The 11,781-nt window shown below is 48.4% G+C and carries 7 protein-coding genes; 1 reads left to right on the plus strand and 6 read right to left on the minus strand.

The window, feature by feature from the left end; all coding sequences use genetic code 11:
• Positions 1-13: 13 nt before the first annotated feature.
• The 6 genes from VIM72_RS00965 to VIM72_RS00990 form a co-directional block, all read right to left on the minus strand.
• Complete coding sequence (locus VIM72_RS00965) at positions 14-3,151, minus strand: efflux RND transporter permease subunit (protein WP_332000999.1); 3,138 nt, start codon at positions 3,149-3,151, stop codon at positions 14-16.
• Between the two features lie 13 nt (positions 3,152-3,164).
• Entirely contained in the window at positions 3,165-4,541 is a 1,377-nt protein-coding gene (locus tag VIM72_RS00970) for a TolC family protein (RefSeq protein WP_332001000.1), read from the minus strand.
• Between the two features lie 62 nt (positions 4,542-4,603).
• The gene (locus VIM72_RS00975) at positions 4,604-5,761 is read right to left on the minus strand and encodes a chromate transporter (RefSeq protein WP_332001001.1); all 1,158 of its coding nucleotides are present in this window, start codon (positions 5,759-5,761) and stop codon (positions 4,604-4,606) included.
• Positions 5,762-5,844: 83 nt separating this feature from the next.
• Positions 5,845-6,684, minus strand: a complete 840-nt coding sequence (locus tag VIM72_RS00980) for a chromate resistance protein ChrB domain-containing protein (protein ID WP_332001002.1) — start codon at positions 6,682-6,684, stop codon at positions 5,845-5,847.
• Positions 6,685-6,713: 29 nt separating this feature from the next.
• Positions 6,714-7,922, minus strand: a complete 1,209-nt coding sequence (locus VIM72_RS00985; RefSeq protein WP_332001003.1) for a serine protease — start codon at positions 7,920-7,922, stop codon at positions 6,714-6,716.
• A 2-nt stretch (positions 7,923-7,924) separates the two neighbouring features.
• Positions 7,925-10,819 (minus strand): hypothetical protein, encoded by a 2,895-nt coding sequence (locus VIM72_RS00990; RefSeq protein ID WP_332001004.1) that lies wholly within the window; start codon positions 10,817-10,819, stop codon positions 7,925-7,927.
• Positions 10,820-11,196: 377 nt separating this feature from the next.
• Here VIM72_RS00990 and VIM72_RS00995 point away from each other — a divergent pair.
• The coding region (locus VIM72_RS00995) for an RNA polymerase sigma-70 factor (protein ID WP_332001005.1) at positions 11,197-11,781 on the plus strand (585 nt) is incomplete at its 3' end.

The following is an 11,781-nucleotide window of genomic DNA, read 5'->3' on the forward strand; positions in this document are numbered from 1 at the left end:
TTGAATTTATTTTTTAAGATTGTTTATCGTAATGAATACTGTCTGCATCATCCGGATCAAGGGACACTGCCACATATTTTCTTCTTCCCGTGATCAGCTGGTATACCTGCGGCAGGAAAAATAATACGCTGATAGCAGAAAACAGCAAACCGCCGATTACAGCGATGGCTAAGGGCGCAGTTTGATCGCCCCCTTCGGAAAGGCCTGCCGCCATGGGGATCATACCGGCTATCATAGCGGCGCTCGTCATCAGGATAGGGCGCAGGCGTATTTCCGCTGCGCGGAGATGACCTGATTCTATGCCCTGTCGCCTGTTATATTCCGCACTGGTAATAAAAAGCACGGAGTTGGCAATGGCCACGCCAACAGCCATGATGGCGCCCATGTACGACTGGATATTCAGTGTGTTACCGGTAAGGAAAAGGAACAGCAGGGAGCCTGCTATCACCGCAGGAATAACCGACAGGGTAGCCAGCGCTACGCGGAACGATTGAAAATAAACGGTCATCAGCAGGAAAATCACGACGATGGCAATCAGCAGGCCAAACCGTAAACTGTCGAGCGTTTGCGCCAGCAATGGCGGCTGCCCCCTGAGCAGGATCTTTGCGCCATTGGGCAGTTTCCCCATTCCGGTAATGATACTGTTTACTTTATTAAAAACGGTGCCTGCATCCTGGCGGTGGATATTGGCAGTGATGGTAATATAGCGTTGCTGGTTGAGGCGGTCGTATTCACCGGTAACAACGGTCCGTTTCCAGCTGGCCACTTCACTGAGGTAATGGGTGGTGCCGGCGCCGCCGGAAATGGGGATCGCTTCCAGCTGGGCGGTGCTGTTCATCCGGTATTCGGGATATTGCACCTGGACCTGGTAAGCGGTACCGGTTGTTTTATCAAGCCAGTAATTGGGCGAAGTAAAACGGCTGGAAGAAGTAGCGGTTACTACAGAACGGGCTACCTGCTCGCCGGTAATACCCAGTTGCCCTGCTTTTACGCGGTCTGTTTCCAGCCTGATGGCAGGGTAATCCAGGGGCGTGGCAATCTGCAGATCACGCAGGGACGGAATGGCGGCCAGTTCCTGCACTAATTGCTGGGCTGTTTTCCTGCCTTCCGCCAGGTTGCGGTTTACAACAGCTATTTCTACAGGGTTGGTGCTTCCGAGGTTCAGCACCTGTTCCACGATATCTCCCGGCTCAAAAGAAAGCCTGGCTGTTGGAATTTCCTTTGCAACGGCGCTGCGTAACTTCTCCCGGAAAACAGCTACCGGGATCACATCTTTCTTCAACTTTATTTTTGTTACAGATTCATGCGGCCCGCCGGTCCACAGGTGAATATAGTTCACAGGGAAACTGGATGGCTGGGTGCCGATGAAGGCGGAAGTTATTTCTGTGTTGCCATTGCCGGCGATACTGTCGGACAGCTGCAACAGCCGCCTGGTGGCATCTTCCGTGCGCTCAAAGCGGGTGCCGGTGGGCAGGCGTAAGCGGACCTGCGTTTGCCCGCTGTCTGTTTGGGGGAACAGTTCTGTGCCGGTAACGGCAAACATTCCTATTACCATCAGTAAGGAAATGCCGAGGAACAGGGCAGTGAGCCATCCGAAGCCAGTTTGAAAACGTTGCCCCAGATTGATGTATCGTTGTTCAAGACGATGATAAAATCCTGCGCGGGAACGTTGCTGATGATCTTTCAGCCACCAGTTGCCCGCCACCGGTACAAAAGTTTGTGATAACAGGAAAGAGGCTATCATGGCAAATCCCACAGCCAATGATAAAGGGAGGAACATGGCTCTGGGCACGCCGCTCATAAACAATGAGGGCACAAATACCGCGAGGATGCTCAGCAGGATTAATAGTTTGGGCGCGGCTATTTCCCGGCATGCATCTGCAATGGCCCTTGCTTTATTTTTACCGTTTTCCTGGTGACGGTGAATGTTCTCTATCGTTACCGTGGCTTCATCTACCAGTATACCTACCGACAGGGCCAGTCCGCCCAGGGTCATGATATTAACGGTTTGCCCTGTGAGAAATAATAAAGTAGCCGCAGAAAGGAGCGCCAGTGGGATAGTGGTGATCACGATAAGCGCACTGCGCCTGTCGCCCAGGAAGAGCCATACCATCAAACCCGTGAGAAGGGCGCCCAGTCCGCCTTCAAACAGCACACTTTTCAGGGAATTGATCACGTAGCCCGACTGGTCAAATTCGTAGGTTACTTTTATATCTTCAGGAATAGCGGCCTGCATATCAGGCAGCGCCGCTTTTACTTTTTGTACTACCTCCCAGGTGGAGGCGTCGGCACGTTTGGTAACAGGAATATAAACGGAGCGTTTGCCGTTTATCAGTACATAGCTGGTGGTTACATCAGATCCCATGCTAACGTTGGCAATATCTTTTACATATACTGCCGGACCGGCGCCGGATTGCAATGGCGTATTCTGCAGGTCCTGCAGGGTTTCTATCACGCTGTTCTGTGGCGTGATGTAAGTGGTATCGCCAATACGCACATTTCCCGCAGGGGAGATGCTGTTGAACTTTGCAATGGTTTGTACTACCTGGTCGGGTGAAAGATTATGCCCGCGCAGTTTCTCCGGGTCTACGGTGATCAGTACGGTTTTCTGGTTACCTCCAAAGGGCGGAGGGGCAGATACACCCGGCAGTGTTGAAAACATGGGCCTTACACGAAACAGTGCCAGGTCTGATATTTCTCCCAGCGACCTGCTGTCGGAACTGAATACCAGTTGCCCTACCGGTACGCTGCCGGCATCAAAGCGGGTAACAAAGGGCGGCACTGTTCCCGGTGGCATAAACGCTCTTGACCTGTTCACGTATCCCACCACTTCCGCCATGGCCTGGCTCATATCGGTGCCTTCGTTAAATTCTATTTTGATGAGCGCGGCCCCCTGTATGCTTTTGGATTCCACATATTTTACGCCGGTGATATACAGGAAATGATATTCGTAATAAGAGGTCACAAAACCTTCCACCTGCTCGGGCGACAAGCCGCCGTAAGGCTGCGCAACGTATACTACGGGCAGTCCGAGCCGCGGGAATATATCCACTTTCGCATTACGGATAGAGAGGTAGGAAAAGAAAACGATTCCAATAACAGCTACCAGTATGGTGACGGGATGCCGTAATGCCTGAATGATTAGTTTCATAAAGTGTATCTCGTTATTTCAGTTTATCTGTAAAAACATCCAGCTGCCCATTTGCTGCGGCCAGTTCCAGCAAAGCATGCCATGCCTGCAGGAATGCGCCGGCTTCTCCTGTTTCCGCTTTCAGCAGGTCGTACTGCCCCTGTACCAGGCGGGTAAAGTCTGCCAGGCCGCTTTCATAGCTGAGCTTCAGCCCATCGAAAGCAAATCGTGCTGCCTGCGATTGTATTAGAGCCTGTTGGGCGATCAGCAGGTTTTGCCGGTAGCTGAACTGTGCGGTTTCCAGTTGTTTCTGCAGGTTCAGCTTTACCTGGTCCAGTTGTGTTTCATCAGATTTTAATAATAAGCGGTATTGTTTTTTCTGTAGACTGACCTGTGAAAACTGCAGGATCGGGAAACTGAGTTGTATGCCGGCGCCGTAGTTTTTCCGGGAAAGCGACCAGCCATCTGCCTTGCTTACATTACCTGCGGCATCCACGCCGGAGCCTCGGGCATAAGCGTTGGCCCACAGGTCGAGCTTAGGGCGCCATGCGCGTTCAGCTTCCTTTAAATTTGCTTCGCTTACCTCTTTTTTTGTCTGGTAATATTGGAAAGATGGGTGTGCCGTAAAACGGGCAGTGGTATCAGCGCCGGTGGGGAGCTGGTTAATGAGGGCAGTATCTGCCAGTATGATCTCATCCGGTTTACCGGGCAGATCTGCCAGCCGGCTCAGTTCTGTGATCAGTGTATAATATTGCCGTTGTGCCGCCAGCAGGTCTGTTTGGGCCTGAGCCAGCACCGACTGGAACTGCGTGGTATCAATGCCGGGGCGTAATCCCTGCTGCGCCAGTACCAGTGATTGCTGGAGGCCCGCCTTACTGCGCTCAATGTTCATCTGGAAACTCAGCAGCAGTTTTTTGAGGTACACAGCATCCAGGTAAGTGGATATAGCCAGGTACTGTTGACGGAAAAGCGTTTCATTGTATACGCTGCCGGCCAGTTTGTACTGGGCGGCTGCTTTTTCCACGGCTGCCTGTCTTTGCCCGAAGGTAAGCGGGTTCCATTTTAACAGCGCCGTTAAAGCGGTGCCGGGAACGGGGTCGTAGGTATTTCCTGCAGATGGAGGTCCGCTGATGGGTAAAAGCAAGCCGGGATAACTCATTCCTGTGATATTGTTGTAGGTGGCATAGCCTGCCTGGTAACCCGCTGTAACTTCCGGTACCAGTGTGTTCCGGGCTATCTTTGTATTGTATTGCGCTGCCTGTGTTTGTTGTTCCGTAGCCTTTACCTGCGGCTGCGATTGCACCAGTAGCAAAAGGTCTTTGATATGGATAGTTTTTTGCTGCGCTATGCCGGGTAATGATAACATCATAAGGCAACTGCTGATCAGCATCTTTTTATGATAAACGTTCATTGATGAAACCTGTTTAAAGTATGGTATTGGTCGTTCTGCAGGAAGAATATGCCGTTAAGATATTACAATCCCCCGGTATTTTTTAATAACAGCCCGATACCTGCCGCCGCCAGGATAATGACCGGCTCCGGAAGTTTTTTGAACCGCCATAGTACCGCGATCGTAATAATGGCGATGCCAATGGTATACGCATCGGTAAGTGATCTTTTGCCAAGAACGATCACCGCGCCAGAGATAGCGCCGATGGCGGCGGCGGTAACGCCGTCTACAAATGCTTTGATACCGGGATGTTTCCCGTACTTCCTGAAGTAAGGCGCAGGTATCACTGTAAAAATATATGAGGGAAAGAAGGTGCCAAAAGCGGCTATACAGGCGCCTGCAAACCCGGCAACGAGGAAGCCGATAAATGCCACGGTAATCACCACCGGGCCGGGAGTGATCATGGCTACCGCTACTGCATCCATAAACTGTTGCTCATTCAGCCAGGCATGTTCTTTTACCACGCCGCCATAGAGAAAGGGAACAATAGCCAAACCGCTGCCGAATACAAGTGCGCCGGCCTTTGTAAAATACAGCAGGAGTTGCCAGAGGGTGTTACCGGCAGGAGAGAGTGAGATATTGGAAAGCAGTGGAAATGATAACGATTTGATAAGATGACCGGGCTTTTTTTCCGGGGATTTCAGCCACCAGTAAATGACTCCTGCGGCCAGGAACAGCCATACATTTTCATTTTCTTTCCAAACGGTGTAGGCGGCAGTAGCAAGATAGATCCCTGCCAGCCACCGGTCTGTGCCTATTGATTTGCGGGTGAGCTTCCAGGCGCTCATGGCAATAATGCCTATTACCGCTGCGCCTACGCCATAGAATACGGCCTGCATCCAGGGGATGCCCTGCCATTTTATATAGATAAAGCCCAGCAGCACTACCATGATGAATGAGGGCAGCACAAATGCCAGTCCTGCAAGCGTAGCGCCTTTCACACGGTAATGGATATACCCGATATATATGCCCAGTTGTGCGGCCAGTGGCCCGGGAGCCAGCTGGGCCAGCGCGAGGCCTTCTTTATAATCTTCTTCGCTGATCCATTTACGCCGCTCTACCAGGTCGCGGTGCATATAACCGGCCAGCGCCGCAGGGCCGCCAAATCCCCAGGTACCCAGTCCCAGGAAATAAAATACCAGCTGACGAAGCGTATAAGGTATGTGCTGTTGATTATTCATTACTTTCTGATACTCATTTTGCCTGTAAAATCCGGCAACCTGTCACCAAAAAATAGAATGAAAACAAAGGTTTTGTATAGTTTTTACTTTTTCCCTAAACTTTTCCGGTAGGCAGAAGGGCTTTTACCGGTATGCACCTTAAAGATGCGGGTAAAGTGGCTCTGGTCTGAAAAGCCCGTCAGGTAGGCGATTTCGGTGAGCGAGTGACTGGTGGAAAGGAGTTGTATGGCTTTGTCGATCCGCAGTTTACGGATATAATCCCCGAAAGAAAGATCGTCAAAATATTTGGAGAACTCTCTCGATAAATAAGCAGGGTGCACCTGCAGGGTTTCAGAAAGTCCTTTCAGGCTTAGATTGAGATTGGTATCAATCTGGTCCTGTATAATTTCTTTCAGTTCCTTTGCCCAGGCAGGAATTTTTCTGGTGTCTTTTTCGTGTTGGAGAAATTTATTGAAGATGTCGAGCAGCTGGTTTTCAAAAGGCTGCTGGGTATGTTTTACCTGTTGCAGGTATTTTGCCCAGGTGTACAGGGAATCGTAGAGCAGCATTCCTTTTTCCAGGAGTTTATTATCATCCGGCTCATCATATGCCATGCCTGCGGAAATAGCCCAGAGACCCGCAGCCTGTGGGGCAAGGTCGTGACGGTCGGTATCCGCTCCGCGAACGATGGGCGCCATAGCCTGTACGGCGGTGTCTTCAATGTTGTGCTTTTTAATGATGTAATCAAAAGTGCACTGATCGTTGTAATGCGTGTATTCCACACCGGCAATATCGAAAGGGATGGCATTCAGTTGAGCGGCCATTGGCAACACATCGTTGAATGGTACATAAATAAATATGGCTTCCTGGTCTACGAACCTTTTAATAAGCCAGGGGCAGGCGAGCCTGTCGATTTTAGGACGTTCACGGGTGATCCATTTCATCCCCGGAAGTTAGGAATAAAAAGCTGTTTCTATTCGGCCGCCTTTTGAATGGCGCTGATGCGGATGGCTTTTTCTCCTTTACAGAACGGGATACTGCATATGGTCACCTGGTTGCAGGAGCCGTTCCATGTAAAGTCGACCTCACCGGAAACCAGTACGCCAATTATTTCATGCGTGCTCATACTGAAAACCGGGGAGCCGGAATTGCCCTGGAAGGCATCCAGTGAAGTGAAGAAATATTGTGGATGGTTGTTCTCCTTTACGCCGGCATTGAGCGCTACTTTTACCGGGAGGCCGCAGGGGTAGCCGATCATATATACTTCTTCGCCGGTAACCGGCTCCCTTGCTGAAAGGGGGAGCAGACGCCTGTCGGTAGGTTTGTTTAATGTGAAAACGGCAATGTCCAGCGCATCATCTTTAAAAGTGATTTGCTCCGGGTAGTAAATGTGCTGGATAGGGATGAGGGTTTCATAGGCGCCCACTTCATTCTCCATCTCAAACCCAAAAATGATAGCGTAATGGTCAATAGACTCGCTGAATACATGCCCGGCGGTCATCATCCTGGGTTGATCGCCCTGGATCAGGAAAGCGGTGCCTTCGCCGGCAACGGGTTGTTTGGCAAAGGCCTGGCCGGGGCATAGTTTGTATTTCGTTCCCAGGGTAAGACCGGTATTGATACGAAAGAAACTATCCGTTACGGCTTCGAGGTTTTCTTTGCGGATCACCAGCCCCACGGAAGCTGCGTTGAACAGGATGCGCCGGTCCTGTTCATAGAGCACATCCAGCTGGAAGAGCTCAATGCGGCTGTCGAATTGTGTGGGGCCTTTTAGCCGGGCGCGCCGGGTTGTTTCTATGACATCCTCGTCAAGCGCCTTAGACTGAGGCTGGGAAGCCTCACTTGGATCCGGATGAACCGTTTCCTGTTGCAGCACCTGATCCAGTTGTTGCTGTTGCGCAGCAGTTTGTATCAGCTTGATTTCCTTTACGGATAATTTCGTGTTGGTGTTCAGCTGTTGTTTGATGGCGTCCAATTGCTGATACTGATATTGCATCGCCTTTATGTTCATGAGTTTTTCCGCTTCCCTTTCAGCAGTCGACTGTTTGTTTGTTTTGAAATTGTTGCTTTGGGCTTTAAGTTCAAGCATTATCTTCTCTACTTTGGCTGCCGCAGAATCTGTTTGTGCAGCGCAAACGGTAGCCATCAGCATGTACCACAGGGATATAAAAGTGCGCTTCATAGCTAGTGAGGTCTGGTGTGGAGATTAAGTAAGGGGAGATCCATTACTACACCCAGGCTCAGGCGATAAGAGTCATAATTTTTGTAATTATCCTTGTCCTGAATGGCTCTTAGCTGAGGGCCATATTGGGCGCCGCCATAAAGAGACAGCGGGGTATTGGGGAATCCGTAAACAACGTACAGGCCGGGAGCCAATATGTTTTTGAAGCTGAATTCCGGAAGCATATCGGTGGCCTTACTGCTGTCTAACCGTAATCTTGTTACTGCACCTATATCTATAACGGAGAGGAAAAACCCTAACGAGCCCTCATTACGGCATCCCCAGGAAAGGCTGAGCCCAACAGGAGCCGTAAAGCCCGTACTAAATGAATTACCTTTTTCCGGTGTTATTTCATAGGAGCCTAAAAGCCCTGGATAACTGTTAAGCGAAAAATTATACCTGGCTTTCCGTTTGATGGCGTAGCTGCCGGCAGGAAGTACGAAGGCTTCTATGGCTTCTTCTACTGCTGTTGCATCTTTAGCTGAGGCCATGTCGTTTACAAAGTGAATAAGAGATACGGCCTGTTGGTTTTGCAGCAAATTTGTTTGTTGCGGCATAGCCGCCAGCCCCCGGCGGATAGCGGCTTCCATGCTTAGTCGTGCTGTTTCAAGACTTTTCTTTTCTGTTTTATTCCCTTCTATAAAGTAGTTTATAAACAAAGCAGAAATGTAATTATGGATACCAGTTGCAATATTGTTTCTTTCTGATACAGGTATAAGGTCAATCGTATCTTTACTTCGCGGCCGTTCGATTTTCATTTTGGCCATCTGTTCATCCAGTTCCTTTATTGAATACATAACTGCAGTATGAGCATAATAAGAAACAACCAGTTCCTGGAACTCCTTTTTATTGTTCAGCAATGTATATATCTCTGTTATTTTCCCGTTGTTGGCAATGGACTTATTTATGTTGCCGCTGTCACAAAGTGAAATGAAGTCATTCACCTGCGGAAGAAGGCTTTGGGCAGAATCGGGGTATTCTAAACGATAGTACAGCCGTATCTTGTTCAGTTCTGCAGCAACACCGGAAAACGATTTCCTGAGGTTATCCGTTACCGGAAAAGTTTTTACGGGTCTGTTTGATATATTTTTGACGGCTTCGTTCACATACCCGGCTACCTCCGACCAATTCGATGCAGACTGGCTGAAAGGACTGTTCGCTAAATTCTGGGTAAATGCGCTGATGCCGGAAACCTGGTTTTTATTTACTAATCCGGAGGTGATATCTACTGCTTTCAGTAAAGCTGTTGTATACTTTTTCTGTTGCAGGTCGTAAATAACTTCATTTGTGGCGTTCGCTATAGAGAAATAGGGGTGAAGAAGAGAGTCTAATGATATATCGCAGCTATCTTTGAAAAGATATGCCAGCAGGCTGTCGGCTGAATGGGTGGCATCTTTTGAAAAATCTATAACGCTTTTTACAAAGCTGAATAAAGTATCCGGGCCGGGTTTAGTTCCTGCTTTACTGGCTTTGCGAAGTTCTGTGGCGTTCGTGAATATTTTTTCTGCATTTTGAGCAGTTAGTGTTATCGTTTCCCTGATCAGTTCCAGGTTTTTGATATTTGAAGTACCTTTCTCAATAATACTATCGGCGTAAAATTTACTGAATGCAACTGTTTTAGTTTTAATACGGAATTTAATGTTGTAGTATTTGAGATCCTGCTGGTAAATAAAGCCTGCATATAAAGCATAGAAAGGTGCTTCTGATGCATAGGTAGTCAGGAATTCGGTTCCGGCAAATCTTTTTTCGCCATTATCTACCACTACCAGGCTTCTTGCCAATAAGCCGGTAAGACTAACGCCATTGGCTATATTAAATTGGTTAGGTTTGGTAGCATCTCCTTTCCACCGGTTAATATTCCGGCTGCTTTCAAGAATAGTAAAATAATCTACCGGTGTTTTTACTTTAGAGATTTGTGGGATGAGCTGCAATGCTTCAAAAGCAAAATCGAGATCTGGGTATTGCAGCAGCAAGCGCTCTACCCGTGGTGTATTGCGCAGGTTGCCTGCATTGTCAAGTATATGACTAAGGTCATCTTCAATATATTGTTTTATTTCATTGGGGAAATTTGTCACCTGGTCGGCCTTAAAGCCCAACAGGTAACTGGTTGTTTTCGGAAGCAGTATTTTTAGGTCCGTTAGCGGATCGTTGGGGTCAGGGTTCCGGAGCCATTGCTTTACGCGGTCAATGGCATAGGTGGTAAGTTCCTCTTTGAGCCGCTTTGCAATAAAGCGTCCCAGGCCATCAATAATGGTTTCAAAGCCAAGATTACCACCCAGGAAGGGGATGCTTTTCTGTATGTCCGATGCGGTATTGGCGGAGGCATTCTTATCAATTTTTCCTTTTTGAAGGTCGGTATATTTTACGATGAATTTCCCGATAACAGTATCTACCAGTTTATTTTTGCTGTAGGCAGTTCTAACAGCTTTCAGCTCCATTAAATCGATATTGGTTTTCTGTTCATTCACAGACCTTAGTGCTTTCTCCAGTTTATCTGAGAGAGATGAAACCTCGTGGGTATCCTTATTATTGGAAGTCGCATAACTATCAAAATTCCTTTTCGCCACCGTCAGCGAGTCCTGGGATTTTTTCAACGTGTTTTTTGCGGCACTGAAACTTGTATCATCTAATCCCGCTAATTCCTCATCCTGCAAATACGATTTAAAAATAGCCAGCACCTGGGTCCTGTCCCGGCTGATCTCATCTTCCCGCTGTGCGGGCTCAATAGCGCTGTAATTTTTCTTGAGCAGATCCGTGAGCGTTGCTGCATGCCCGGCAACAGGCGCATCTTTCTGTGCATAGGTAAAAAGAGGGAACAGCACCATCAGCAGTGCCGGCAGAAGGAAACGATATTTCATACGTAAGGGTTGATATAAAAGCTATAATTCAGGGTAAAAGGAATCAGTTAAATTGAGTGATCGCTCCGGTCAGGCTTTCGCCGCTGGCGGTAATGGAAACATATTCTTTAAAATATTCAGCATAAAAAAATTACCAGGTCATTGCCTTAAAGGGATTGAATTACGATATAGGTTGATACATCAATCAAGGGGCAGACGGTGCTCTCTCCGACAGTTATCTGTTTTAACCGCTGCATTCAGCGCGCCGTTCAAAAATATAAAAAATCAGTTAGAATGTAATTAAAATCTTTTCGCTGCGGACATCACAACCAATCAGTTTTTTACTACTTTTAGCCGCAAAATCAACCAATTACTGCCCGGGAGGCAGGTCTCGGAACATGCAAGAAAATTTGAATACGGAGCAGCAATGGCTGGAGCAGTTGGCCGGGGGAGAGGAGTCGGCGTTCAGGCTTTTGTTTGATCGTTACCATCCTTTTATTTATTCTTTCGCACTCAGGATGACAGCCTCCGATACCATCGCCAAAGATGTTGTACAGGACGTGCTGGTAAAGATCTGGATTAACCGCAGATCACTGCATAACATTGATAACCTGGCCGCGTATATTAACCGGATGACACGTAACCAGGTACTGAACGGGATGAAGCGGCGGGCGCATGAGGAAAGCCTTCTCAGAGAACTATATTCCCCGGAGGGAAGCCATAATCCTACTGAAGAAGCCACGCTTGGCAAAGAACTGGAGCGATTGCTGCATAAAGCCGTCGCACAGTTGCCGGCACAACAACAGAAAGTATATCGAATGAGCCGCATAGAAGGGCTTAAGCACGATGATATCGCTCACCGGTTAAACATCTCCCGGGAAACGGTCAAAAAACATATGATGGCTGCACTCAGCTCGGTAAAACAATACCTGCAGGAAAACGGCAATGCCATTGGCTTGCTGGCTATTTGCCTGCTGGAAGTC

Source organism: Chitinophaga sp. (assembly GCF_036569185.1).
Classification (GTDB): Bacteria; Bacteroidota; Bacteroidia; order Chitinophagales; family Chitinophagaceae; genus Chitinophaga.